Origin of the sequence: Streptomyces vulcanius (assembly GCF_042653945.1) — a bacterium.
GTDB lineage: Bacteria > Actinomycetota > Actinomycetes > Streptomycetales > Streptomycetaceae > Streptomyces > Streptomyces mangrovi.
Genome location: NZ_JBHSFK010000002.1, coordinates 152,404 through 176,268, shown reverse-complemented (window position 1 = coordinate 176,268; position 23,865 = coordinate 152,404). Strand labels below are relative to the sequence as shown.

Here is a 23,865-nt window from a genome sequence, read left to right as displayed (position 1 = left end):
TCACACCCACCCGTACGACGACATGAGCGTCATGCTGATATCGACGGCGCACCGCACTGGCGTCATACGCCGCGAGAAATGCGTGTAGGTAATCCCGATGTTGTTGATGTAGCCGAAGTACTCCATGCGGGAAAGGCTCGGCAGCTTGTCCTTGAAGGCGTGACGAGCCTGTCCGAAGCGGCACCACACCGGACTCATCTGCATGATGCCGAGGACATTTCCCGAGGTGGCCGCGTCCTCGCCGTCTGTGGCCTGAGCCTCTTGCGACGTATTGATTCCGACGAGGTTGTACAGGACGTGGATATCGGCCATCACGCCGTACGTACCCTCGATCGTGTTGAACTTCGTCGGGTCGGACATCTCATAGGTGCGATCGAAGAGCAGCGCGAAGGAAAGCGTGCCGCCCGCCGCGACCAGAGGAACCCCGGTGTCCAGGTCGGAGCGTGTGTATGGGGGCATGACTTGATTTGCCGCGTCGGTGCTGTGGTTCACGCTGACTGTGGACGGGTTGTAGAGAAAATTCAGCATGTAGAACCGGTTGGTCTTCGTGCTGCTCTTGGGAAACGCGGTCACCATGTAGCCGCGCATGATGCCCAAGTCGTTCTGCTCACCGGGCAGATACGTAGGGATGTTCTGGATGCGGGAATCGAAGGTGTTGTCGTAGATTCCCTTGCCGGGGACAGCCCCTTCGGACTTCTTGTCCGCCATTACCAGCCTCCCATCAGGGACTTGATCCGGTCGTCGGCGGCCACGTAGCTCACGAAGGACGTCGCGGCGGACTTGGCTCCCTCGGCAGTGGCGGACGGCATCTGCACCACGACGGAGCCGGCGCCGAAGGAGAGAGTCACCGCGCCCGTGCCCCCGGCAGAGTTCGAGCCCTGGCCGGGGCTGGGGTTGAGGCCCTGGTTGAGCAGGGCCTGGCGGACGGTGTGCGCGGCGTTGGCCTCCAACACCATTTCCCCGCCGTGGAGTTTGGCGTCCACGCCCTCACCGCGCTGGCCGGGAACCTCCCAGGCGCCGTCCTTGTACCAGTGGGGATTCTTGGAGTTCCAGAAAGACCACGCCTTGCTGGGCGTGCCGTACCGGCCCTTGATGTACTTCAGACCCCAAGCGATCTGCTTGGACGGCGAGTTGCGCCACGCCGAGGTGGCGGTCTCCTTGTGGATATTCGACATGGCCTGCGGAATTCCGTAGGCGTCGGAGTTCGGGTTGTCGGCCCAGTGACGCCAGCCGGACTCACCCATCCACAGCTTGTACAGGGAATCCCACTGGCCGCCCGTCCACCCGTATTCGGCGGCCATTTTCTTGCCCAGCTTCACGTTCGCCTGGACGTTATGGGGGGCGTCCTGCCCCGCGTTGCCACCGGAACTGGTGCCGGCGTCGGCCTCCTCGTTCTGGGACGCGCTGGGGGTACGGCTGACGCTCTGGGCACTGCCTACGCCGCCGCCGGAGAGCGCGGCGGCCAGGGCGTCGACCTCCTCGACCGACCCGTACGCTCCGGAGACGCTGAGCCCGCCCCCGCTGCCGCTCTGGCTTGCCGTGGGGTCGGTCTGATCGCCGGAGAGAGTCGCCGTGGCCGCCATCCCGCCGGACATGACGCGACGGGCCCGCGTGAATTTGGAGTACATCGGGCCCTCGACCACGCCCTTACCGGGATTGGCGGCCTCGATGACCCGGCCGTTTCCGGCGTAAAGGCCCACGTGCGAAAGGTCCTTGTAGAACACGAGGTCCCCGGGCCGCACATCGTCGATCGGGACTTCGACGCCCTTTTTGATCTGGTCGTAGGTGACGCGGGGCAGGCTCACGCCGGCCTTCTTGTAGGCGGCCTGCACGAGGCTGGAGCAGTCCCAGGCGTTCGGTCCCTCGGCGCCCAGGACGTAGCGGTCGCCTACCTGCGCGCGGGCAAAGCTGAGAGCGCTGGCGATGCCCCCGCCGGTCACACCGGCCTTGTCTGACTGCTTGGACCCGGACCCGCCCTGCTTGGATTCCGGGGTACCGGAGTCACCGCCGAAGAAGCCCGATATCCCTCGCCACGCCTTCTTCGCGTACGAGTCCTGGTCCGTTCCTTCTCCCCAGTCGCCGAAGAAGAAGTTCGGGCCGGAGTTCCAGCCCGCCTGGGCTCCGGACTTCGCGCCCTTTCCGGCGTCCTTGAGGCGCGAGACGGTGCCTCCGACGGGCCCGCCGGCCTTGTAGGCGCCGGTGAGGCCGCCGAACCAGTCGGCGAACGGGCCGAGTGCCTTCTGGAGGAGGGTCTTGATGTCCGCGAGGGTGTCGGCACTCGCGCGGGCCGCGTCGAGGAAGGACGCGCTCGCGGGCAGATGGCCCTCACGCGTGAGGCCCTGGAGGTAGCGCTGCGAATCCTGGTAGCTGCCGCCGACGCTCGGGGCGTAGTCCTTGATCTTCTCTCGTGCCTTGTCGCCCGCGTCACCGCGCTTGCCCGCGTCCTCGATGAGCTGGAGAGCCTTTTCCGAGGAGAGCCCCTTCAGCCCCTGCTTCTCCGGGTTCACGAGATTCCGGAGGAGTTCGGTCTGGTTGCGCATGGCTTCCAGGGACTGGCCCGAAAGCCCCGCCGCCCGGCCGTAGTTCGCCAGGGACATCGAGAGCGAGCCGCCCTGCATGAGCTGGTCGTGGAGCTGCTTCGAGGAGAGGCTGCTGAAGTCCCCGCCGTTCACCCGCTGCGCCAGACTCAGGGCTATCGCCGCGGAGGAGTTCTGCCGACCGTTCGCGAGCCGCGTCGGGGCGAGGCCGAACATTTGAGCCGCGTAAAACGCCTGGCCCGTGCCGAGTTCGTTCTGGAGCTGGGCGCCACCCTGCATCCCGAGCCCGGGGGTGATGTACGCGGCGGACGAGGCGCGGCTGAGCTGCCGTTGGACCTGGGATGACGCGCTCTGGAGCGTGATGTCGGTCGCGCCGCCGTAGAGATCCTCGTTGGAGGTGGCCCACATGACCGCGCCCGCGGACTTCAGATTGCGCCCCATGGACCGCGCCCGCGTGCCAGCGCTCCCGTTCCAGTCGGGAGCCGCCAGGTTCATCCGGCGCTCGTACTGCCCGAGCTGCTCTTCGAAGCCGCCGCTGTAGTACGACCGCGCGGCCCCGACCACGGCCCCGGTCACCTGGCCGGCGAACGCGATGCGGTTCATCGTGGTCTGTGTCGCCGACTGCTGGCGCAGGCGCTGCATGTCCGCGTTCATGCGCGCCATCGACCCGGAGAAGTTGTTCTCCCGGAGGTCCCACTCCCGGTCGATGCTGTCGGTGCGCGCCCGGTAGAGCTGCGAGCCCTCCCGCAGACGCTGACGGGCTTCGTTCTCCTGGGCGAGCGTCGAGCGCGGGTTGTTGATGATGCCCATCTGGGTGCGCCGGTACTGCGCCCAGCGGATCTGCTGCTGCTGGACGTCGTCCTGCATCCGCTGGCGGGCGACGATGTGCGCCTGGTTGGCCTGGAGGTACTGCTGCTGGAGATTCCCGAGCTGGTGATCCTGGCGTGTCTGCCCGCCCATGGGGCCGTAGGCCCCCATGCCCATCGTGCCGAGGCCGGCCTGACTGGCGAACCTGTTGGTGAAGGTCGTGAACGCCCGGGTGAGGGCGTCGATTTGGCTGCCGAGATTGTTCGCGCCGAAAAGCCGGCCGCCCGCGGGGTTGGGGGGCGGACTGGGCGGCGGGGGTGGTGTGGCCACTTACGCCCTCCTTTCAATTTCCCAGGCGGCGCGGCGAATCCAGTGGCGCCGTTCACGGATGGCGAGGCTCTTCAGCTCGGACAGACCCCAGTTCGGGTGGACTTGGGAAAGGACTTCGATTTCGCTGAAAGCACGGCGGTAGTCACACTCCGCGAAACAGCATGGCCAGGTCGATCGGCAGCTCTACCTCCTCCCCGCACGTCTCGTGCGTGAAGGCGAAAGCGTTGTACCGGGGCCCCGGCTGGGTGTCCGTGAGGAATTTCAGGATGGCCTTCCGGTCACCCATCCACAGATGGGTGGCGGGCGGGCGCTTGATTACCGTTCCGTCGCCCTGCCGGACACGCAGGACACAGCGGTTGAGGATTTCCGAGTCCTGCTTGGCGCCATTGCCGTCCTTGATGGCGAAGACAGCGGCCTGGTCCTCGCCCGTCGGTAGCCGGACGAATGCCACTGCCCTGTGACGGAGGGGAACTTCGAATTCCGTCTGCTCCGGGTCGGCGAGATGCGTGAACGGGATGGCGCCAAGCGGAACGGTGAGGTCGGTGAGTTCCTTGCAGTACGGGCAGGGAAGTTCCGTGAATTCGATGGCTTCACCGAACGTCGCACGCCGTACGGACATGACGAGCAACTCGCGGTCACCAATAAGGAGTTCGGCGGCGAGTTTGCGGCTCATGGGCTCGTTGCCGACAGTCCTGACACCGCGCAGCAGCAGGGTTTCGAAGACCTTGTACGAGTTGCTGCCCGCGGCGGCTATGGCTTCTTCGTCGGCCCCGGTGAGTTCCTTGACCTCTGCTTCGCGGTACCAGGTTCCCTCGCGGCAGACTCCCCGTTCGAGAGTGACGTGGTTCTCGTCGGGTGCACTGATGACGGGTTCACCGGAGTTCCGGTCCTCCTTGAGGAGTGCCTGGGTCGCCGCGGTGGCTGCCTCCGGGTCCTCCAGGCCCTTGATGGCCTGGGCGCCGAAGGAGTCGAAGTCGGGGAGCACAACGGATTCGGGCATGATCGTTTCGTCCTTTGAGTGGGGGCCGGATTACGGCAGAGAAATGCCGCTGCCGGGGCCGTACTTGCTGGCGATCTTGAAATCCCAGCCCTCGTGGGCGAGAGTGATCTGCTGAAGCTCCACACCGTTTGCGCCGGAATCGAGGTCGCCGAACGCGATGCTTGTGGGCCAGCAGTTGTAGACACGCCAGCCCGCCTTGTAGGTGACGCTGGAAGTCGTCACCGGGTGGTCCAGCAAGAAAATGTCCATCGTCGCGCGAAAGTTGTACGAACCGTTGTTTCCGCCCGTGCCCTGCATGACCATGAACAGTTGCTTCAGCCACGCGTAGATGTCCGAGTCGCCGCAGATGAGTCCGCGCGAAAGGGTGATCGGAGCGAAGTCGCTCTGCCCCGGCATCTTCTGCGTCGTCGTGTTCATTCCGCCCTGGCGGTAGACCACCACATCCGTAGTGATGGAAAGTCCGCTGACGGACATGAACCCGAGCTGATTCGAGCGCTTGCTGGAATCCAGCGTTGACCCCGCCAGGTGGATCATCACCTGGAACTTGAAATTGCGAAGGGGGTCGGTCTGGAGCTGCGCGAGCGACGGCTTCTGTGTGGTGGTAGTGGCTCCCACGGGTCACCTCTCATTCCCTGTCGGAGGGCCGCCGTAGACGAGTCGAAATGAGAGGCGGTGTGTCTGGTGTGGCGTCGGTCAGGTGGTGGACTCGACGGACGTGGTGGTCGTGGAAATGCCGCCCTGGTACTGCGAAATTTCGATCACGATGAATTCCGCCGGGCTGGCGAGAGCGACGCCGACCTGAATGTGGATTTCGCCGTTTGCGACGGTCTGGCTCGTGTTGTTGGTCTCATCGCAGACCACGAAGAAAGCCTGATCCGGGACGCTGGACTGGAGCTGGTCGGCCTGGGTGAGCGTGAGGAGCTGCTGCGTCACCAGGGCGTTGAGCGTCTGCCACAACTCGGGACCGTTGGGCTCGAACACCGCGAACCTGGTGACGTCTTCCAGGAGGTTCTCCAGGTAGGTGAGCATGCGCCGGACGGAGATGTACCGGTCCGGCATTCCCTGGCGGAGGGTGCGGGCGCCCATGATGCAGAAGCCGCTCTGCGGCACCGGCCGGATGACGTTGCAGCCGACCTGGTTGAGCGAGTCGAGCTGGTCGAGCGTGAAGTTGTTCTCGACACCGACGGCGCCGATCAGGCTGTAGGCGGTGCCCGCGGGAGAGCGGTTGGGGCCCACAGCCGCGTCCGCCTGCGCGAACTGCCCCATGACAGCCCCGCCGGGCGGCAGCATGCGCGTGGAGGAGACCGAGGCACCGGCTGGGTCCGCTACCTGAATCCACGGGCCGTAAAACGCTGCGTACGAGGACTGCGGGGAGTAACCGCCCACCGTTTCCGTGTACTTGTTCGCGGCGACATCGGGGGCGATGGGAGGCGGCTGGCGGGGAGCGTCGAGCACGAGGAATGCACCGCGGCGCTGTTCGACCCAGGAGAGGACGGAGTTGACCTGGGTCTGGGGCGGGATGTGGTCCGTCATGGACGTGTTGCCGCAGAGGTTGAGCAGGAGCACGTCCGAGATGGAGCCGAACTGTGCGGCGAGCTGCTCGGCGAGGTTGACCGCCAGGACGCCGTCGGCGCCGCTTTCCAGAGGTGCATCCGCGACGTACTCGGGCTGCCAGGAGGCGTCCGGGGTGGCGCCGGTACCGGGTGTCGCCGAGGTCGGCGGGAGCATGTTCTGGACGGTGATGTACGTCGAGCCGCCCTTGCTGGAGTTGATCAGACCGACGATGTAGCGGGGGTCACCGGGATTGAGGGAGACGTCCTGCCAGGTCTCGACGAGGCTCGCCTGGGCGGTGGAGCCGTACTTCACGAACACGTGGAAGCGGCCCGACGTCCAGGAGGGCGCCGTGGTGATGTAGACCTTGTTGCCGTAGGAGCCGCGCCCCCGGGCGGTGACCTGAAGCGCATCGACCGCCGTGTAGCCGGGCGCCGTGTCGAAGGTGGCCGGAGCCGTCATCGGGTCGCCGGCCGTGGCCCCCTTGTACGGAGTGATCTGCACGGAGTAGGTCGTGTCCGGTGCCAGGTCGGTGAACGCGGCAGCGGGCTTTCCCTCGGTCGGCTGCGCGACCCACACCGTCTTGGAGAAGGACCCTTCGTCAGGTCGCGTGACGACCACCTGGTAGGCGTCCACGGCGGACAAAGGGGTGATGGCGTCCCATTCGATGGCGAAGGCCGTCTGCTCGGGGTTGGAGACGACGGGAGCGACCGGCGCCGTCAGGGTCACGTTGGTGACCTTCGGGGTGGGCTTCGTCCCGGCGCCGCTGGGGGCCGTGCCGTCGGGGGTGGCGACGATGTTCTCCGGCGGCGCGAGCGGCGTGTTCTTCACCACCAGGCGCGCGGCCACGGAATCGGTCGGCGTGGCCCGCAGAATCCACGCCTGCTGGCCGCCGTTCGCGAAGTACTCGTACACCTGGAAAGGGAGGTAGTTGAGACCGCTCCCGAACCCGCCGTAGAGCGACATGAACTGCTCCCACGACGTCACCTTCACCGGGTTCGAGGGCCCCGCGTCGTGAGTGCCGACGAACGTCGCAACCGCGAGCCCCGGCGGAGAAATGGGCTGCGGAAGAGGGTTCAGCGACTCGGTGATATACACACCCGGCCGCTTGTAGGGGAATGTCGTGGGCGTGGTCATCAGCATCAGCTCCCAGGGGGTGCGGGCGAGACGGTGAGCGTCAGGGCGGCCGAGGCGACCTGCGGGGCGAGATCGGAGTCGCGGGCGGAGACCAGGAACTGCGCCGGCGAACTGGTGGGGGCCTGGGGCGTGCCGAAGAGGACGCCGCCGTGGGACAGGGCCAAGCCGGCGGGGAGGTGGGAGCCCTCGGGGAGCGACCAGTGCACCTCGCCGTGGCCCCCGGTGCTGCCCAGGGCCTGGCGGTAGGGGTGGCCAGCGGTCGCGGCCGGCAGGGTCGTGGTGCTGATCGACAGCAGGGCCTTGGTGACCGCGTGGGTGGGAACCCAGGGCCGTAGGCTGCCCTCTTCCCACGCCTGCTTGTCGAGGAAGTCGATGAGAATGCGCTGGGCTGGGTTGAGGTCCCAGATCTCGTCCGCGAAAATCTCGCTGGACACACGCACAGCCCAGGTCGCGCAGAAGAGACGCTTTCCCTGTTCGTCCTTGGCCTCGGTGTAGTCCGGCCCGCCGAGCAGGTCCAGCCGCCGTACGGTGCCGTCCTCGCCGATCGGCAGGTATCCGAAGCGAGGGGGAAGGAAGTCGAACTGCATCAGGCTGCCGGTCAGCTCGATGATGTGCAGCTCTTTCCGGGCGTACACATCCACCTGATAGTCGATGTTGAGCGGAATCGGCATCTGAGCCATGTACGGGCTCTGCGTGGGGTCCGTCATGTCGGCCCACGGTTCATAGCCCTCGGGCGCGTAATGAAGATTCACGACGCCCCGGCTCTCACGTTCGGGGTCCCGTGAGATCCGCGTGTGAGATATCAGAGCAAGTGGGTAGGTGGCGTCCGCCAATTCGTACTCGGGACTCCTGTACCGGACGGTTACCTTGCGGCCCACACCGGAGGTCGAGTCATGCACCACCAGACCCTGGAACTTGTGCTTCAGGGCCTTGTCTTCGTTCAGAAGAAAGGGCACGGAACTCTCCGGTATGGGCAGATGTGGATCGCCCCACCAGAATGCTTCCGGCTATTTGCGAGTGGTTAATTCCCACTGCTCGGAGTGCAGGTCAGAAGACGCCCAGGATCTTCAGGACGACGATGACGAGAAGAACGACCAGCACTACGCCGACGATCTGCGCGACAGTCATGACGTTTCCCCTTCTCGATGGCCGGGGCCTGCCGCCGGCCGGGCCGCAGGCCCTCGCGGTCCTACTGCTGGTCCTGGTCGCCCTGGTCGCCCTGGTCGCCGTCGTCGCCGTCGCCGTCGTCGGCGGCCGGCTGGTCCGGAGCGAACGCACCGTCGGATGCGTAGTGGTAGCCCGCGGCCAGGGCCGCGTCCTCGGGCATGAGTCGCTGGCCCTCCTGGACCGTCCGCTGCGACGGGTCGTCCAGCTCGAACGGGCCGTCCTTGATGGTCTTGTCGTTCTCGTCCGTGCTGACCGCGACATAGCGCATGGAAGTCTCCTCCAGAAATAGGAACAGCGATCACGAAAGATCGGATTCGAGCGTCGCACGCCATTTAGGGAGGGGAATAATGCGCGTCAGAACCAGGCAGTCCCGGACCACGACTTGACCGGCTTGGTGACCCAGGCACTGCCGGACCACACCTTCACCGGTTTCTGGACCCAGGCGCTTCCTGTCCACACCTTGGGGATAGTGGTGGGGATGGCGTTGACGTTGTTGACTTCAGCCGGAGTGGTGGTACTTCCCGTGTCGGAGTACCCCTCGAAGTTGGTGCGCAGAGTCCCGAATTTGAGCCACTGCGGCGTCGTCATGCTGCGGCGGACGGTCCATGTCGCCGCGTCGGGAGATGTCTCCCAGTAGAACGTGCCGGCGGCTTCTCGGAACCGCCACCATCGGTGAGTGACGGGATTGAACGCGAGCGTTGTGGGTGTCGCGTCGAAGTAGCCGACACAGTTTTCGAAAGTCAGATTTCCCGTGGCGACGGTGTACTTCGTGCGGATGAAGGTACCGTCGTCGACCGGGCCGAGGACGATCGCGGAGAAGTTGGTGCCGGTGCCGCCAGTTGGCAGGTTGACGACCTCGAAGTAGTGGGTCGAGTTCGCCATTTCGTAGCCGACGTCGGTAGCCATCAAGCCCGGGTACTGATCATTCGCGGCGATGGCGGCGCGCTTCCAGGTGGTGTTCCAGAAGGTGCCGCCCCAGTACACGAAGCGGCTGCCGATGCCGGTAGTGAACTTGTCCACGATCTCGGCTGTGGGCGCGTTGAACAGGCCGTCCGCACCGGAGAAGTCGACCCAGCCGGGGTTGGTGGTGACGGCCGTGGCGGTGTTCGCGAGGTCCGTTGTGCCTGTCGCCCCGTAGTACAGGGTGCCGGTGTAGGACGTCGCGGACGTGTTGGTGGCCTGGTAGCCGAACTCGACCACGATCCGGTCGCCGGTCTGTAGGGCGACGGACCCGATGGCCTGTCCGGTAGCGGCACCGCCAGCGGCCGTCGTCGGCCAGTTCGACGAGCCCTGCCAGTTGTCGAGCAGAGTGCCGCGGACTGTGTCGCTGTCCCCGGTGGTGACGTACATGTGCACTCGCGTGACGAGGAGAGCGGCCGTCGCCGACTCGACTCGTCCGACGCAGAAGTCAGTCGTGCCCGAGAGCGTGCCGGCCTTCCGGGCGGGAGGGCTGACCCACCGTCCCAGCAGGACACTGGTCTGCGAGGCCGAGGTTTCGGCCTTGGCCGACGTTGTCGAGGCGCCGGCCGGCTGCCGCCCGAGCAGTCCGGCAACGGTGGAGGTGGCGTCCGTCCACGCGCCCCGCTTCGTGGCCGGTGTGTAGGGCGCGGCCGAGCTGGTGAGCCAGAATCGAGTCGCCACGGCGCAACCTCAGTTCGTGTCGATCCACACGTCGCCCGCAGTCGGGCTCGCGGGCGCGGTGATACCGACGGTGATCTTGGGTGTGGGGAGCTGGGCCTGGGGGACTTTGGCCGTGGCGTCCAGGCCGGCCACTCCGTTCGCGGCGCCGACCTTGTCCGTGGAGACCACGTTGCCGCCGGTGGCGGGCACGGTCTGGGACGCGAGCTGCCGGGCGGGCATCAGCCCACCACCGTCACGCTGAAGGTGTTGGCGGCGTAGCTCGCGGCGAGGGTGAGGGAGACGGTGTTGGCGTCGACCACGATGAACTTCCCGCCGACCAGCTCGCCCGTGGAGACCTCGCGCAGCGACGGTTCGAGGATGTCGAGCGTGTTCAGGTTGTGCGTGATGTTGAGCGGGGTGCCGCCGGTGACTGCGCCGACGTTCGCCGCGAACTTGCCGGTGGCGCCGAGAGCGGTACGGGCCCCGGCCGCCGTGGTCGCACCGGTGCCGCCCTTGGTGACCGGGACCAGGCCGACGGTGAGGCCGGACGCGCTCTTGGAGAGGCTGGCGTCGGCCAGCTCCAGAGAGAACGTCGTGCTGGACAGCTCCAGGCCCTGGCCGTCGGCTGTGTAGGTCTGGCCGCCGGTGGAGAACTTGGTCCAGGTCTGGGTCCAGGACCCGGGAGCGCCAGAGGGGGAGGCGGTCTGAATGTACTGAGAGCCCGCGTCCGTGCCTTCGGCCACTGCCACCATCGTGCCGTCGAGGATCTCTCCCGCGGCGTCCGCGTCCGACCGGCGGGTGGCCGCCCCGCCGCTGGTGCTGTAGGTGTAGATGCCGTTCTGCGTGCCGGTCGTCTGCGCGGTGGCCAGGAAGCTGTCGCCGCTGCCCAGGGTGACACCGCCGACGGAGGCCGGCAGTGAGGACAGGTCGACGTTGGCCGTGGCCACTGCCCGGACCGGGTCCTTGACCCCGGCGATGCCGGCCCGCAGGTTGTCGGCGTACTGCTTGGTCACCAGGTCGGTCGGGGCTGTGGGGTCGGCACCGTTGGTCGCCCGCTGGCCGTTCAGGGAGACGGCCGTATTCGGTGCCGCGAATTCGTCGAGCCGGTATCCCTTCACGGTCGCGGCCAGATCAGAGATGGTGCTCGCCGTCTGCGTACCGGTGTGGTCCGCGCGGTCGAGCGGATTCTTCCAGGCCGTCAGGTTCCAGAACTTTACGACGTGATTGACGGAGTCCGTCCAGAGCTGTCCTTCCACCGGCGTTGCCGGTGCCGAGGACGACGTCTCGGGAACGAGGCCGCGCACGGGGAGCTTGTTCAGCTTGAGGGATTCGCGGAAGTCGGTAACTGCCATCGGGGGACTCCTAGCTCAAAATCGCCGATCCGGTCTCCGCGAAAGCGAATTGGACGGTCACGGTGGTGGGGCTGAGGTTCTCGACGAGCCCGCCGATTTCTCGTCCGCTGGTGTCGTAGGTGCGCACGCTCGGCGGGTACGGGAAGGAGTGCGGGATGGTCCACTGGGCGCTCGCGGCCGTCTGGGTCCACGTCACTGCTCGGGGAGCGACGCGGTCTTCCAAGGCGTCCAGCTCGGCTTGCGAGACCTCCCCCGGGGCACCTTGAGCACCGGTGGCACCGGTGGGGCCGACGACGGGCAGATAGCGGCCGGTGTAGGGGGAGACGGGGGCCAGGTCTGCGAGGTCGACCGGATCTCCGCCGGGCCGCTCGGGCAGCATGATGTGGTACTGCCTGATCTGCGCGCCCTTGAGCTTCTCCGTGACCAGGTAGGTCCAGTCCCTCGGGGACATGCCGGGGCCGTCGGTGGCTATCAGGTCGACCTCGAAGCGGCCCTGGTCCTCCTTCGTGATCTCCACGGTCGCCACGGTGTTGGCGATGGTGTCCGCGGCCGGCATCGTCAGGACCGACGGCGGGGCGAAGGTGAGTGTGCCGGTCAGCGGAGTGCCGTCGGGGGCGATGAACCGTCCCGTCAGATGCACCGAGGGGACGCCGGCCGGCAGCGCGTACACGGGCGCGTCAGGCGTAGGGGTCATCGTCGCCGCCCTCCTCTGGGAATTCCGCAGCGAGAGGCGGCTGCGGCGGATCGGGATTGCGGCTGAAATCGCGCAGATAAGGGGCGAACATCGGGTCGTTGACCAGTTCGTCGTCACGGATCTGCTGAGCGTCGAGGGTGACGATGATGTCCCTGCGGCGGATCTGGCCCCGGATATCGACCTGCTTCACCGCGAAGAGGATGTTGTCGTAGGCGATACGGTCCCGCTGATAGGCGCCGTGCTTGATGTTGATGTCCGTCAGCCCGGTCTTGGCGAGCTGGTCGAATTCGCACGTCACATGGAGGGAGTCGACGATGTACAGGCCACTGTCACGCGGCTCCGTATTGGCCGTCTCCGAGTGGTTCACGTGCAGCGCGGGAAGCTGCCAGCGGCCGTAGAACTGCTTGCCGACCCCGGTCGCCTCGTCGTAGACCGGGTGCATTTCCGAGTCGTCGTACTGCCACCGGAAGTACGTGAACGAGTCGCCGGTGGAGCGCTGCCACCCGCGCAGTCCCCGGTGAATCAGCGTGGTCTCGGTGTTGATGTTCCACCGGCCGCGTTTCCAGTCCAGCCGCCCGCGCATCGACGCTCACCCCCACAGGCCCGGGTAGGTGGGCGAGGGCACGTTCGACTCGTCCTCGTACTCCTGGCCGTCGATCGGCGGGAGGAGCCGCTGGGGCCGCGAGGAGTCGTCGTACTCGCGCGACTCGAAGACGGGCACCAGGCGGTTGGTGGTCCGGCTGACGCGGCGCAGAGTGAACATCTCGATCCGGCCGAGACCCACGTTGAGCTGCTGGGCCAAGGTGTTGTAGCGGCCCTGGAGCCCGGTGGTGGCGTCCCCGATGTGCTGCATGAGCTGCCGGTACCGCTGCGTCCTTGGGACGAAGGTCCCCTCGGCCGTGGAGATGTCGATGTCCGTGGCAGCGTCGGTGGCCAAGGTCCACAGGCAGTTGATCGCCGCGAGGTAGGCGACCAGCGGCTCCTCGACGGCCGGCAGGTTCTCCAAGGTGAACGGCTCGCGGTCGTAGCGGATGAAGCCGTGCGCGTCCCGGTACCGCGTGACCTTGCTGCGGCCGTAGGCGTGCTGCTGCACCGCGTCGCCGATGTAGGTCTCCAGATCGGCGTCGGTGAACAGGCCCTGCGCGACGCCCCGGACGATCAGGGTCTGGCCGTGGTGCAGGGGGGAGAAGTCCGGGTTGATCAGGACGATGCGGCCTTCGGCCGAGTCGAGGACGTAGTCGGTGTCGGCGACCAGGTCGACAGTGGCCGGCGGGTCCACGGTGGTGACCTTGGCCGTGACCTCGGTGACGCCTGTCTCGGAGAGGTCGTAGGAGGCCAGCTCGTCCGCGCCCAGGTAGGTGTCGAGGAACGGCGACTGCATGTCGCCGATCTCGTTGCGGATGCGCCGGATGATCCCCGCCGTGTCGGCCATGGTCAGCTCACCGCCAACGTCATCTGGAGGCTGCCGACGGCGAGTTGGAGGGCCTGGTTCTGACTCGTGGTGATGGCAGTGGCCAGGTTCCATGCCATGAGGCACAGGCCGGTGGGCTGACCGGCCGAACTGGTCATGCGGGTCACCAGGGCCGCGCCGGTCACCGGGGCCGCAAGACCTGTCGCATCACTGAACGGACCGAACTGGACCAGGTCGCTTGTGGAGGACGTCCTGGTGCCGGTCGCGGCAGCCGCCCACGGGATGGGCTGGCGGGCGTAGCCGGTGCCGGCCGCCTCGATGCCGAGCAGCGTGGTCATGTCCGTCTGGGCGTCGGTCACGACCTGGGTGAGCAGCATCAGGTACGTCGCCCTCGGCAGCGGGTCGCCGGCCTGCGTCTTGGCCAGCCACTCCGCCTCCAGCGCCGTCGAGCGGCCGGTGAGGTGGTCCAGCGCGGAGACGGCGCCCTGGACGGCGATGAATCCGTTGGCGGCCATCAGACGGAACCGCCCTGGCTCGACTGCTGCGCCTTGAAGTCCTCGAACTCCGGGGGCTCCTCGCCCGCGGCGACCAGCTCGGCGAACTGGGAGACGGGGAAGGAGATGTGGTGGACCGCGACCCGCCCCGGCGAGGGGCTGTCCAGCCACATGCACAGCACCGAATCCTCGAAGCTGTAGCCAACGCCGTACGTCGCGGGCTCGACGACCTCCAGGACGTAGAGCTGACGAGGGTTGTCGGGGTGCTCTTCGCCGGTCGGGCTGGTGTAGTGGTAGGTCTTCGTGAGCATTCCGACGCCGTCACCGTGGTCGGAAAGCAGGGAATACCACTTCCCCTTCTCAGGGGCAGTGCCGGAGTCCTTGAGACTGCTGGGCGCCGCCATCAGAGGCACTTCCCTTCCGTCAGAGCCACTGCCACACGTAACCGAGGCGGTCCAGGTGCTGCGCCACGTGGAGCGGCACTGTGTACACCTGTCCCTCCTTGAAATCGAATTCAGTGCCCTGCCCGATCGTCACCTTCTCCAGGTCGCAGGCAATGCGGATGTTCACGGACTCCGGCGGGATGTCCACCGGACCTTCCGCTACGGCCTCCTCGGACACGTTCTGGAGCGTCCGGCCCTTTTCGTCGAGGGCGATCGGTTCGTCCAGTCCGGCCTTCTGCTGCGCCTGGTGCATGGCGATCTCGTCCTTGCGCTTCGCCAGTGCTTCGGCGTGCTGCTCAGCGAGAATTGCCTTCTGGTTTCCGGTGTGATCCTTCGGGTTCCGCTTGGTGCGCGGATTTGCGGGCATGGTCGTTCTCCTACCGAATCGTGTGAGGAATTCGGGACGGCGATGGAACTGATACCGCCGCCCTTTCGTGCGGGTGGTTCAGTTGGTGGCGCACTGCACCACGGCGTAATCCGTGATGAGCCCGAGGCCCCAGATCGAATACCACGCAAGTGCGTGTTCACGGCCGTAGTCCATGACGCCCCCATCGCGCAGCTCGACGGGCAGAGAGATGGCGTGACCCGCCGCGTTGTCACCGATTACCAGAGCGCGGTAGATCGGGTTCGACGGGGCATTCGGGTTCGACGGCTGGGCATTGACCGCAGGGATTGCGGGGGTCGAGCCGGAGGCGGTTCGGGCCGGCTGCCCGCCCCACTTCTGCGCGTCGCCCTGCGGGATGTTGGTCCCGAGCTGCGGGGTGGGCGGCGGGGTCGTGTTGCCCTGGAAGACCTGTGTGGTTTCCACAAAAACCACGTCCGAGAGCCGGCCGATCTCCCCGAGCATGAAGTTCCCCGGAGCCGCGTACTTGGTGACCTCGATGAACTCGGGGTCATCGCGCAGTCGGCGGGACTGGTGGGGGTGTACGAAGGCGACGTACGTCTCCCCTAGCCGGGGGACGTTCTTGCTGCTCAGAGTCTCCACGGCGTCCTTCACGAGGGCGGCCGTGAAGTAGAAGCCGCCGTTCGCCGACAGGGTCGCCTCGGAGTCCGCGAACATGCCCCGGTCGTAGGGGCTCAGAGGGGTCCGCGTGGCGCCGGCGGACCAGGAGGCCATCTTGTCGTACCCATACAGAACCGAGGGTGCGCCGAGGAGGGTGTCCCGGCACATCGAGTCGAGGTACGTGGCCATGTTCCGGCCCAGGAGACGAGCGCCGGAGGCCATCACGTCGTCGAAGCTCGCATTGAGCAGAAGTTCGGTCACCGCAATCGCGAATCCGTGCTCCGCGACGGTGATGGTGATCTGCTCGGCAGAAAGGGCGTGAGTTTCCATCCGGACGCCCTCGACGAGCTGCTGCGCACCGTCCAGAGAGCGGTAACGCATGAACGACACGCTCAGGCCCGGAGCGGTTCCCAGCTCGGTCTTCTTGACCATGAACTGCTCGAAACGCAGCACCGGCATGGCCTGGAAAAGGATCTCCTTCGACCAGATGTGCTGGATGGCCGGAGTGAGCATGCTGGAGTTCGCCGCCTGGTAGGCGGTCGGAGTGGGGGACAGAACCGGAGTACCGGTGATTCCGCTTGCCACGTTGTACCTCTCATCCCGTGACGGACCCGCCGAGATGAATGGGAATGAGAGGCGGTCTGGCTAATTTTCTGGTTGACGCGGTCAGTCGAAGAGGCCGCGGTTGTTTGACTGCTTGGCGGCGGCACCGAGAAGCTGCGAGCGGTACTTCGCGAACTCCGCCATCGGCATGTTCTTGATGTCCTCTGCCGAGAGCTGCCGAGAACCGCCCTCGCCGTCCGTGGGGCCGTTCCCGGTGTAACCGGTCGCAGCCACGCCGCGCATCTGCGAACGAGTAGTTTCCTGAGCCGACTGAACGGACTCGAAGATCTGCGACGTCTTGTCCTTGAGCATCTGAATGGACGCGTCGACTTCCTCCGGGGTGTTCCCGGAAATGAGATCTACGAGTTCCGGGGCGATGTTGGCGCGCTCGGCGCCGGCCCGCTCCTGAATGTAGGCCCGGAGCTTGTTGTACTCCGACTCCTTCGCGAGCGCTGCCCGCTCCTGCTCCCGCTCCTTCTCGATCTGTGCGAAGCGCTTCTCCCACTCGGAGGAACGCTCCTCCAGGAGCTTCTTCGCGCTCATCTCGGATTCCGACTTCGCCTTGGCCGCGTCCTGTTCGGCCTTCAGCCGCTCAGCCTCTTCGGCCTCGCGTGCCTCGCGCTCCTCGCGGAGCCGCTTCAGCTCCGCCTCCAGGGCCTCGCTGCGCTCGTCGACCTTGTTCAGGCGGGAGTACAGCTTGTCCTTCTCCTCCTGGCGGGCGCGTTCCAGGTCGGCCGCGGTGAAGCGGGCTTCTTGGCCGGCGGGTTGCGGCTTGGCCGGCTCCTGGACGGTTACCGTCCCCTCGGGGGTGACGGTGGTGCCCGTCGCGGGGCCGCCCGGCGTGCCGGGGGTCGTCTCCTGCGGACCGTTGGGTGCGGGGTTTGGTGCCACGGTGGTTCACTCCAGGCTGGTGAAGCCGCCTGAACGAGTAGGAATGAATGGCGGGCAGTTCAGTCGTTTTCCGGGTTCCGTCGCTGGGCCAATTTGGTGCCCTTCGACAGCGTCACGAGTTCGCTCAAGACCGATTCGGTGTCCTTGCCTTGACCCACTCCCGGTACTCCGGGAAGCGGGCCGGCGCTTGTCGCCCCTGTGTTTCCGGACCCCGAAGAGCCCGATGCGGCAGGTGCTGGGGGCGGGCTTTCCACGCCTTCCGGCGGCAATCCCGTTGAGCGCAAGATAGCTGCTGCGATTTGCGCCTTGATATATTCGAGCGCTCCGTCTTCTTTCGCCTCGGTCAGGCGCTCGTCGAAAATCTCCTGCATCTTCTCCCCGGGGAAGATCTCCCCGAGGTCCCGCAGAGCCCCACGCTTGGATTCCAGCCCCAAGGCCAACTTCGCCTGGACCTCGTTCAACTTGACCAGGACGTCCACCGGCAGCGGCGGCGGCCAATCCACAGTCGTGTCGTACACCTCGGGGTCGCGAGGGTCGATGACGAGAGGCTGTTCGTCGGATACGCGGATTCCCTGCGTGCTGGGATCGTAGATCCGGCACTCGGGCTCGTAGAGAAATAGCGTCCGCAGCACGAGTTCGTTGATGCGCCGCAGACCCTGGGTGTAGTTCGCCTGCTTCAGTCCGTACCGCTGCATCAAGGGGAAGAACTGAATGCTGAGCGCGACGCCCGAGGTGTTCGAAATCGCTTGGGCCTGCCCGAGCGCTGTCTCCGGGACCCCGGTCAGTTCGTGCATGGCGCGTTTGATCAGGTCCAAGTAGGCAAGTGGGCCGTTGAGATCGACACCGTTTTCGAGGTTGAAAACATTGGCGTCTTTCGGGAGGCCACCCCAGATCTTGCGAGCGCCCTTCTCCAGGTGGCTCGCCTTGGCGCCGGTGATGATGGTGACCGGGGCCGCGTGGTAGTTGACGATGTCGCTGATTTCCGTGCACTTCTCGTTGTACTCACGGTTCAGCGGAATGAGGTCGACGATGTCGGACAGACCCCAGGGCGATCCGGATATCGCGATGTTCCGGATGTGCACGATGGGAATCTGACCGAGGGGGTTCTCCCGGGCGTCGAGCAACTCGTCGTTGACGTACTCCTCAATGTATTCATCGGTGATGATCTCGGTGTACGTGTATACGGTGCGTGTCCCTTCCAGGGAGGTGCCCCAGAACTTGTATTTCATCTTGAAGCGGAGTAGGCGGTCCCGATCGTGTGGGTGGTACTCCGGGAAACACTGGGCCGCGTTCAGCGGGAGAACTCGAACCCGGCCTGGGTGGGTGTTACCGGCGGAGTCCATCCACGCCGGCTCGTACGCCACCTTCACGAAACAGTCCCCTGCAACGGACCCGTTCTCGCCCATCTGCCAGAGGGTCGACTTCTTGTCGTTGTCGACGGTCCAGACCCGCTCCAGAAGCGCTGGAACAATGTGCTCGAACTTCTTCTCCGACTGGAAGTGGACACCCCGGCCGAAGGTGAAGTTGGTGATGTACCGGCTCAGTGCGCCCGTGTAGTTGATCGTGACGTTGGGTTCGCCGGCCTCACGTTTGTACGCCCAGTGGTAGCCCAGGTACCAGGCCCAGTGATTCGAATAGCGCGTTAGGCGGGGACCGTGGACTTCGAATTCCTCGGTAACTCGTCCGCCAGCTCGACCAGTCCCAGTGGGCTGACGGAAATGGTCAGGTCACTGGCGGCTGCGCGCATGGACGGTGAGGCAAAGGCGATGGACATCAGGCATCACCTCCTTTCGATTCCGCCAGCGGAGTCGAGTGTGAGATGAGTGCTGGGCTGATGAGTGAGCGGGATCAGATGGTCGGCAGGTAGGGCACGGTGGCTCCGCTCCAGGGCAGCGCGATGAGGTACATGCGGGGGTCGACTTCCTGCGTCTGGATTGCCTTGGCGGAAGTGGCCGCGCCGTAGATGTCGACGGACAGACCCACGCGCACGGACTTGCCGGCCTCGACGGTCTCGATGAAGAAGAGCGTGTGGGACTGGTCGGTGCCCGTGGAGATGTGCTGGTTGCGGTCGACGTACGTGGTGGCTCCGTCGGCGCGGAGCTGGAGCCGGGCACGGACCGCGGCCGTGGTGGTGTCCGTCCAGCCGACGGAGATGCCGGCCCACGCGATCAGAAGGCGCCGCTGGGTGAAGGTGGGCACCTGGTAGCTGTGCACGAGCGTCGGCGTCTTCACGTTGCCGGCCAGGGAGAACAGCGAGGTGCGCGAAGTGGCCACGGCCCAAGGCGCAGCGCTGAGGGCCGTGATCTGCCCCTGCATGGTGGTGATGGCGCTCTGCTGCGAGGACTGCGTCGCGTTGAGGCTGCCGATGGAGGCCGATGCCTCAATGAGGGTGGGGCTGAGCGGGCCGCTCGGCGCGACCGCCCCACCGATCACATTCTTCAAGAGCGTGTCGATGGGATCGGCCACGGCCGCCAGGTCCACGGGAACGTCCGGGATCTTCCCCTCGGTGGGGATCGGGATCTTTCCCCACGGAGTGAGCTGTCCGGGGTTGGTCACTACTCAGTCCACCCGGGCGTAGTTCCGGCGCTGGTTGCGGCCCTCTCCCCGGTCGACGCAGGAGTAGGACTGCTCGGGCTCGGAGGCGCCCTGCGCCATTTCCTGAATGAAGGTCGGGGCCTCCGGCCAGCTCGCGGAGCCGACGTGTGCGCGCTCGCGCATCGTCTCCTCCGGCGGCTTTTCGAACACGTTCATGTTGTGGTTCATTCGGCCGGCCGGCGTCTGGTAGCCCTGCATGATGCCCTTGCCGAACTCGTTCGGGATGTCGGTGTCGGTGGCGACACCTTCCTGAAAGCGCAGCGGGCCGCGGCGGCTCGTGTTCTGGGCGTGCTTCGTCTCGTAGAAGCGGTCTGCGGACTCCTGGAATTCGGGGTCCGGGGCAAGCGGGCTGTTCGCCATGGTGTGCCTCCCGGCGATTGAGACGTCTCACCAGGACGCTAAAGGCGCTGTTTTCTGCCCCGATAATTGCTACCAAGGGGTGTTGTGCATTTCGACCTCGGGCATCGTGAGGTCCGCCGTCAGATAGAGCGCGTTGGAGAGCGAGTCCACGTAGTCGTCGTGGGCCGCGTCCACCTCGGGAGCGGCGACGATGATGTGCGGGCCCTGATAGTTCAGCTCTGCGTCCTCCATCTGCTGGCGGAAATTGCGCCAGTTTTTGGTGGACCGAGTCTTGGCGTGCGCCGGCCACACGACCAGGCCCTTAGACATGAGGTCCATCATGTGCGCCCAACGCTTCGTCTGGTTGGTCCGGTCGCTCTTGAGATCGACGATCTGCGCGTATGGCATGAGAACCCGTAGCCGACTGGCCACGACGTCGCCCAGGCCGCCGGCGTCGATGCCTATCGCGAACACCGAGTAGTGGTTAAGGAATTCGACGATCCTGTAGTACTGGCTTTCCCAGTCCAGGCCCTGGAGGTCGAGCCAGTTCAGTACACGGTGCTCGAAATTTCCGTATTCATCCGGGTAATCCCAATTTACCCAGCAAACTGTTACGACGGTCGAGTCCGTCTTCCGGGCCGGGTCGATTCCGACGACCACCGGGGAGCGGTGCCACTCCTGCACGACCCGCATGGACGTGTCGCCGAGGGCGTCGAACCGGTCGCTGGTGACCAGCATGCCCTTGTCGAGAAGCCAGATCAGGCGGTACGACAGCTTGAATTCGTCTGAGTCCTCACCGAGCCGGTCCATCTCGCTCTGGACGAACTTCTTGTACCTCGGAACGTGCTTGGAGACGGTCTTCCAGTCGACCTGGAAGTGATCCTGCTGGCGGCCCTTCCGGTTGGCGTTCCGGCGGTTCTTCTGGATCTGCTCGTAGAAGCCGGATTTGGTGTAGGTCGGGGTGCCCGTCATCACCATGAGGCCCGCGGTCGAGGCCAGCATCGGGCCGATGCTCTTGTTGAGCACCTTGTCGTCGGCAGCCTGGGCCTCGTCGATGACGACAAGGTGGTAGGTCTGGCCCTCGATCATCGCCTTGGGGTGCGCGGTTTGCTTTCGGATGAGGCTGCCGCAGCGCTTGAGGAGCAGTACCTTTCCCCGGGCGACCAGCTTTTCGTCGATCTCGGGGTCCGCGAGGATGTCCTGGGCGCGGTCGGAAGTCAGCCGGCCGACGATGCGTGAGAAAAGCGTTTCGCTCATTTCGTCGGTGGGAGCGAATACGCCGATCCACAAGCCTTCTTTGAACTTGCCAAGCAGACTCGGAAAGACCTTCGCCAACCGCGGCAGCATGATGGCCGCGCCGGCGACGACGTCGGCCACGGTCTCTGACTTGCCGGACTGCCGGCTCCATAGAGCTGTGAGCTTGGCGGAGTCCTCGATGATCAGGGACTCCAAGATGCGCCGCGCGAAGGGGAGTTGGTACGGCCGCAGCGGATGCCCGGACAGCTCGTCGATGACGACGATGATCTTGTCGATGATGTCGGAGACCAGGGCGTGGTCGATGCCGGCGGTCTCGGGACCGGACTCGGCTTCCTCGGGCAGGCCAAGGGTCAGCTCGTGTTCCGTGGCGTCGAGTGGGGTCCCCATGCGCCGAAGCTAAAGTCGGGCAAATATGGGCAGATAATCACAAGCTATCTGTGATCTGCGTCACTGCTGCCCGGAAGTGACATACAAAGTGGGTAGTAACCCGGTTGGCTGTCCCTATGACCTCGGGATTCTTCGACTTCGGCGCCATCTCCAGGGACGCCATCGACAGCAGCACCATCGACCAGCTCGCCGACCGCTTCTGCGACGAGAAGGGGCGCAAGAACCAGGAGACCGGGAAGCGCTACAGGCGCGAGCTGGACTTCTTCTTCGACACCCTGCGGCGCTTCGGCGGGAACCCCGAGGAACCCTCCCGGCAGCAGGTCGACCGGTACCTGGCCTACCTCCTCATGGAGCACCAGGCCGACCATCCCGGCCCGTGCGTACGCGAGTGCCGCGAGCTGCCCTACGCACCCACGTCCGTAGCCCGCCGACGGGACGTCATCTCCGCCTTCTACGAGTACGTCTCCGCCGTCCCCTCACGGCCGAACTACAACCCGGCCAAGCAGCTCCACGTCGAGCTGGCCGAGCAGACCGCCGTCGACATCCTCACCGAGGACGAGAACCTCACCGTCTGGAACGCGACCCGGGCCCACCGCTGGCGTGACGGCATCGCCGTCGGCCTGGCAGGCGGTATGGGCATGCGGCGCGAAGAGGTCGTCCGGGCCCGCGCGGAAAACCTCGGCCGCAATGAGAAGGGACCCACCCTGCGGTTCTGGCGGGTCAAGGGCCGCTACTGGCAGACCGAGATCGTGCCGGCCCCCGTCTACGACGTCATCATGACGAGCTTGGACGGACGCACCCACGGCCCCATCGTGACCGCCGCCAAAACGAAGATGATCCGCAACGCGGAGACCGGCCTCCTGGAGCCGGAGCACCTCTCCGTGCGTGGCCTGACCTACGTCTTCGAGCAGATCCGCGAGTACAGCGGAGTGCGGCCGGACGACCTCCACTGCCACCTGCTGCGGCACACCTCGATCACCTTCGCCTGCACCCTGCGGGACCTGAGCAAGGACCGGATCAAGAAGTTCTACGGCCACGTCTCGGACAAGGACCACCGCCGCTACAACGCATTCGCCAACCAGGTATTCGTCCGCGAAATCATCAACCCTATGCAGGGCCTCGGCTTCTGGGCCCTCGCAGCCTGACCTCCTGGCGAATATCACCGAGAAACCCTCCCTGCCTACGGTCGTCGTACCGGAGAGCAAGGAGGGTTTTCTCATGCCGCCGAGGAGAAGGCGAATCGGACCCCGGAACCCCCGCGCCGCGAAGAACCGGGCGCCGAATTCGGGTGCAACCCCGTACAGGACAATCCAAGAGCAGGAGTTCTACGGCGCCGGCCAGCAGCCCCGCACTCCCAACGTCAACTCCAGCCCCGGCTACTCGCGTGCAGACATCAACAACGCGATCGACGAGGCGTCCCAGAACCTCAGCCCCGAGAAGCGCGAGGCTCTCCGCCGGGCCCAGTGGCTGTGGGACGACGAGCAGCTCCTGACCACCCGGCCCACGAACACGTCCTACCCGCCCCGGCCGCGCACGCTGGCCGCCGGTTATGACGACGAGAGCCAGACCCTCTTCGTGCGCTTCCGCGGCCGGCGGACCGGACCCGACGAATACGCGGACGGAGTCGGCTACGAGTACTACAACGTCACCCCGCAGGAGTGGGCCAAATTCCGCGACAACTGGTCGCCGGGCCGCTACATCAATTCCACCCTGAACGGAAAGCCCTACACCCCCGCGAGCTGGTAATGCTGATCACCACGACCCGCTGTCGGCGCGACTGGCCCCACCGGTACCGCACCTACTACCAGGAGACCGAGCCGCCCTACCGCCGCTCCGACCCCGCCACGGTCTACCGTCTCGGCACGCACGGCCTCGTCATCGGCCGCTGGACCTCCCGCGCCCAGGACGAGCACCAGGCCCTCACTGACGCCCTGGGGGCCCGCCCAGCCGCCCTCCTGGGCTCCGACGGGCAGCTCCTGCCCAACTACCGCCGCAACTCCCAGGAGAACCAGCCGTGTTCAGCCGACGCACCGAAGACCAGCTCCTGAACGACGCCCGCCGGCGGATCGCCAAGATGACCCCCGACGCAGCCCGGGAGTACAGCATCACGGTGTGGGCCTATGGCATGCGGGTGGCGGAGAACCCCGGCCAATACAAAGAGGACGACCTGGGCGAGTGGGATGTCGCCCTGGCCGTCCTCCAAGCCGTCCGGGAAAGGATCGCCGACGCTGCCTAGCAGCGGAGCGC

At 65.9% G+C, this 23,865-nt stretch carries 26 protein-coding genes; 4 read left to right on the top strand and 22 right to left on the bottom strand.

Annotated features, from left to right (window positions below):
* The 22 genes from ACFPIH_RS03175 to ACFPIH_RS03070 form a co-directional block, all read right to left on the bottom strand.
* A complete protein-coding gene (locus ACFPIH_RS03175; RefSeq protein ID WP_366501301.1) occupies nt 1–708 on the bottom strand; it encodes a hypothetical protein in 708 nt (235 codons plus the stop codon).
* A complete protein-coding gene (locus ACFPIH_RS03170; protein WP_381167938.1) occupies nt 708–3,674 on the bottom strand; it encodes a C40 family peptidase in 2,967 nt (988 codons plus the stop codon). Before ACFPIH_RS03170 ends, ACFPIH_RS03175 begins: the two co-directional genes overlap by 1 nt.
* A gap of 142 nt (nt 3,675–3,816) precedes the next feature.
* Complete coding sequence (locus ACFPIH_RS03165) at nt 3,817–4,674, bottom strand: T4 family baseplate hub assembly chaperone (RefSeq protein WP_381167936.1); 858 nt, start codon at nt 4,672–4,674, stop codon at nt 3,817–3,819.
* Nucleotides 4,675–4,704: 30 nt separating this feature from the next.
* A complete protein-coding gene (locus tag ACFPIH_RS03160) occupies nt 4,705–5,289 on the bottom strand; it encodes a phage tail protein (RefSeq protein WP_361942078.1) in 585 nt (194 codons plus the stop codon).
* Nucleotides 5,290–5,367: 78 nt separating this feature from the next.
* Nucleotides 5,368–7,362 (bottom strand): phage tail sheath subtilisin-like domain-containing protein, encoded by a 1,995-nt coding sequence (locus ACFPIH_RS03155; RefSeq protein ID WP_381167933.1) that lies wholly within the window; start codon nt 7,360–7,362, stop codon nt 5,368–5,370.
* 5 nt (nt 7,363–7,367) lie between these two features.
* Entirely contained in the window at nt 7,368–8,069 is a 702-nt protein-coding gene (locus ACFPIH_RS03150; protein WP_381167931.1) for an Ig domain-containing protein, read from the bottom strand.
* 482 nt (nt 8,070–8,551) lie between these two features.
* Nucleotides 8,552–8,797, bottom strand: a complete 246-nt coding sequence (locus ACFPIH_RS03145; RefSeq protein ID WP_381167929.1) for a hypothetical protein — start codon at nt 8,795–8,797, stop codon at nt 8,552–8,554.
* An 86-nt stretch (nt 8,798–8,883) separates the two neighbouring features.
* Nucleotides 8,884–10,170 (bottom strand): hypothetical protein, encoded by a 1,287-nt coding sequence (locus ACFPIH_RS03140; protein WP_381167927.1) that lies wholly within the window; start codon nt 10,168–10,170, stop codon nt 8,884–8,886.
* Between the two features lie 9 nt (nt 10,171–10,179).
* Entirely contained in the window at nt 10,180–10,389 is a 210-nt protein-coding gene (locus ACFPIH_RS03135) for a hypothetical protein (protein ID WP_361942096.1), read from the bottom strand.
* Nucleotides 10,389–11,501, bottom strand: a complete 1,113-nt coding sequence (locus tag ACFPIH_RS03130; RefSeq protein WP_381167925.1) for a hypothetical protein — start codon at nt 11,499–11,501, stop codon at nt 10,389–10,391. Before ACFPIH_RS03130 ends, ACFPIH_RS03135 begins: the two co-directional genes overlap by 1 nt.
* A gap of 10 nt (nt 11,502–11,511) precedes the next feature.
* On the bottom strand, nt 11,512–12,195 hold the full coding sequence (locus ACFPIH_RS03125) for a hypothetical protein (protein ID WP_381167923.1): 684 nt from the start codon (nt 12,193–12,195) through the stop codon (nt 11,512–11,514).
* On the bottom strand, nt 12,179–12,778 hold the full coding sequence (locus tag ACFPIH_RS03120) for a hypothetical protein (RefSeq protein ID WP_381167921.1): 600 nt from the start codon (nt 12,776–12,778) through the stop codon (nt 12,179–12,181). The genes ACFPIH_RS03125 and ACFPIH_RS03120 overlap by 17 nt, the downstream gene beginning before the upstream one ends.
* Nucleotides 12,779–12,784: 6 nt before the next feature.
* A complete protein-coding gene (locus tag ACFPIH_RS03115; protein ID WP_366501310.1) occupies nt 12,785–13,627 on the bottom strand; it encodes a hypothetical protein in 843 nt (280 codons plus the stop codon).
* A gap of 2 nt (nt 13,628–13,629) precedes the next feature.
* Entirely contained in the window at nt 13,630–14,121 is a 492-nt protein-coding gene (locus ACFPIH_RS03110) for a phage tail fiber protein (RefSeq protein ID WP_361942112.1), read from the bottom strand.
* Nucleotides 14,121–14,411, bottom strand: coding sequence for a hypothetical protein (locus ACFPIH_RS03105; RefSeq protein ID WP_361942115.1), 291 nt, complete (start codon nt 14,409–14,411; stop codon nt 14,121–14,123). Before ACFPIH_RS03105 ends, ACFPIH_RS03110 begins: the two co-directional genes overlap by 1 nt.
* A 112-nt stretch (nt 14,412–14,523) precedes the next feature.
* Nucleotides 14,524–14,910 carry a hypothetical protein gene (locus ACFPIH_RS03100; RefSeq protein WP_381167918.1) on the bottom strand — a complete coding sequence of 129 codons (387 nt, stop codon included), beginning with the start codon at nt 14,908–14,910 and terminating at the stop codon, nt 14,524–14,526.
* 78 nt (nt 14,911–14,988) lie between these two features.
* Nucleotides 14,989–16,131: a N4-gp56 family major capsid protein gene (locus ACFPIH_RS03095; protein ID WP_381167916.1), complete on the bottom strand. Its 1,143-nt coding sequence runs from the start codon at nt 16,129–16,131 to the stop codon at nt 14,989–14,991.
* Nucleotides 16,132–16,212: 81 nt separating this feature from the next.
* Complete coding sequence (locus ACFPIH_RS03090) at nt 16,213–17,040, bottom strand: hypothetical protein (protein WP_381167914.1); 828 nt, start codon at nt 17,038–17,040, stop codon at nt 16,213–16,215.
* Between the two features lie 59 nt (nt 17,041–17,099).
* Nucleotides 17,100–18,602, bottom strand: a complete 1,503-nt coding sequence (locus tag ACFPIH_RS03085; protein WP_465270362.1) for a phage portal protein — start codon at nt 18,600–18,602, stop codon at nt 17,100–17,102.
* A gap of 286 nt (nt 18,603–18,888) precedes the next feature.
* Nucleotides 18,889–19,596 carry a hypothetical protein gene (locus tag ACFPIH_RS03080; RefSeq protein WP_381167912.1) on the bottom strand — a complete coding sequence of 236 codons (708 nt, stop codon included), beginning with the start codon at nt 19,594–19,596 and terminating at the stop codon, nt 18,889–18,891.
* A 3-nt stretch (nt 19,597–19,599) separates the two neighbouring features.
* Nucleotides 19,600–19,995: a hypothetical protein gene (locus tag ACFPIH_RS03075; RefSeq protein ID WP_366501315.1), complete on the bottom strand. Its 396-nt coding sequence runs from the start codon at nt 19,993–19,995 to the stop codon at nt 19,600–19,602.
* Between the two features lie 69 nt (nt 19,996–20,064).
* Nucleotides 20,065–21,618 (bottom strand): phage terminase large subunit family protein, encoded by a 1,554-nt coding sequence (locus tag ACFPIH_RS03070; RefSeq protein WP_381167909.1) that lies wholly within the window; start codon nt 21,616–21,618, stop codon nt 20,065–20,067.
* Nucleotides 21,619–21,734: 116 nt separating this feature from the next.
* Here ACFPIH_RS03070 and ACFPIH_RS03065 point away from each other — a divergent pair, with 116 nt between their 5' ends.
* The 4 genes from ACFPIH_RS03065 to ACFPIH_RS03050 all read left to right on the top strand — a co-directional run bounded on the left by ACFPIH_RS03065 (nt 21,735) and on the right by ACFPIH_RS03050 (nt 23,854).
* Nucleotides 21,735–22,763 carry a tyrosine-type recombinase/integrase gene (locus ACFPIH_RS03065; RefSeq protein ID WP_381167907.1) on the top strand — a complete coding sequence of 343 codons (1,029 nt, stop codon included), beginning with the start codon at nt 21,735–21,737 and terminating at the stop codon, nt 22,761–22,763.
* A 73-nt stretch (nt 22,764–22,836) separates the two neighbouring features.
* The gene (locus ACFPIH_RS03060) at nt 22,837–23,364 is read left to right on the top strand and encodes a KTSC domain-containing protein (RefSeq protein WP_381167906.1); all 528 of its coding nucleotides are present in this window, start codon (nt 22,837–22,839) and stop codon (nt 23,362–23,364) included.
* Complete coding sequence (locus tag ACFPIH_RS03055; RefSeq protein ID WP_381167904.1) at nt 23,364–23,666, top strand: hypothetical protein; 303 nt, start codon at nt 23,364–23,366, stop codon at nt 23,664–23,666. The genes ACFPIH_RS03060 and ACFPIH_RS03055 overlap by 1 nt, the downstream gene beginning before the upstream one ends.
* Complete coding sequence (locus ACFPIH_RS03050; RefSeq protein WP_381167902.1) at nt 23,633–23,854, top strand: hypothetical protein; 222 nt, start codon at nt 23,633–23,635, stop codon at nt 23,852–23,854. Before ACFPIH_RS03055 ends, ACFPIH_RS03050 begins: the two co-directional genes overlap by 34 nt.
* Nucleotides 23,855–23,865: the final 11 nt, after the last annotated feature.

Coding starts and splice junctions, on each gene's coding strand:
- ACFPIH_RS03070 (WP_381167909.1), bottom strand. CDS start 21,618: ATGGGGACCCCACTCGACGCCACGGAACACGAGCTGACCCTTGGCCTG.
- ACFPIH_RS03165 (WP_381167936.1), bottom strand. CDS start 4,674: ATGCCCGAATCCGTTGTGCTCCCCGACTTCGACTCCTTCGGCGCCCAG.
- ACFPIH_RS03125 (WP_381167923.1), bottom strand. CDS start 12,195: ATGACCCCTACGCCTGACGCGCCCGTGTACGCGCTGCCGGCCGGCGTC.
- ACFPIH_RS03065 (WP_381167907.1), top strand. CDS start 21,735: ATGACCTCGGGATTCTTCGACTTCGGCGCCATCTCCAGGGACGCCATC.
- ACFPIH_RS03055 (WP_381167904.1), top strand. CDS start 23,364: ATGCTGATCACCACGACCCGCTGTCGGCGCGACTGGCCCCACCGGTAC.
- ACFPIH_RS03135 (WP_361942096.1), bottom strand. CDS start 10,389: ATGCCCGCCCGGCAGCTCGCGTCCCAGACCGTGCCCGCCACCGGCGGC.
- ACFPIH_RS03075 (WP_366501315.1), bottom strand. CDS start 19,995: ATGGCGAACAGCCCGCTTGCCCCGGACCCCGAATTCCAGGAGTCCGCA.
- ACFPIH_RS03120 (WP_381167921.1), bottom strand. CDS start 12,778: ATGCGCGGGCGGCTGGACTGGAAACGCGGCCGGTGGAACATCAACACC.
- ACFPIH_RS03175 (WP_366501301.1), bottom strand. CDS start 708: ATGGCGGACAAGAAGTCCGAAGGGGCTGTCCCCGGCAAGGGAATCTAC.
- ACFPIH_RS03115 (WP_366501310.1), bottom strand. CDS start 13,627: ATGGCCGACACGGCGGGGATCATCCGGCGCATCCGCAACGAGATCGGC.
- ACFPIH_RS03155 (WP_381167933.1), bottom strand. CDS start 7,362: ATGACCACGCCCACGACATTCCCCTACAAGCGGCCGGGTGTGTATATC.
- ACFPIH_RS03105 (WP_361942115.1), bottom strand. CDS start 14,411: ATGCTCACGAAGACCTACCACTACACCAGCCCGACCGGCGAAGAGCAC.
- ACFPIH_RS03100 (WP_381167918.1), bottom strand. CDS start 14,910: ATGCCCGCAAATCCGCGCACCAAGCGGAACCCGAAGGATCACACCGGA.
- ACFPIH_RS03145 (WP_381167929.1), bottom strand. CDS start 8,797: ATGCGCTATGTCGCGGTCAGCACGGACGAGAACGACAAGACCATCAAG.
- ACFPIH_RS03060 (WP_381167906.1), top strand. CDS start 22,837: ATGCCGCCGAGGAGAAGGCGAATCGGACCCCGGAACCCCCGCGCCGCG.
- ACFPIH_RS03150 (WP_381167931.1), bottom strand. CDS start 8,069: ATGACGGACCCCACGCAGAGCCCGTACATGGCTCAGATGCCGATTCCG.
- ACFPIH_RS03130 (WP_381167925.1), bottom strand. CDS start 11,501: ATGGCAGTTACCGACTTCCGCGAATCCCTCAAGCTGAACAAGCTCCCC.
- ACFPIH_RS03110 (WP_361942112.1), bottom strand. CDS start 14,121: ATGGCCGCCAACGGATTCATCGCCGTCCAGGGCGCCGTCTCCGCGCTG.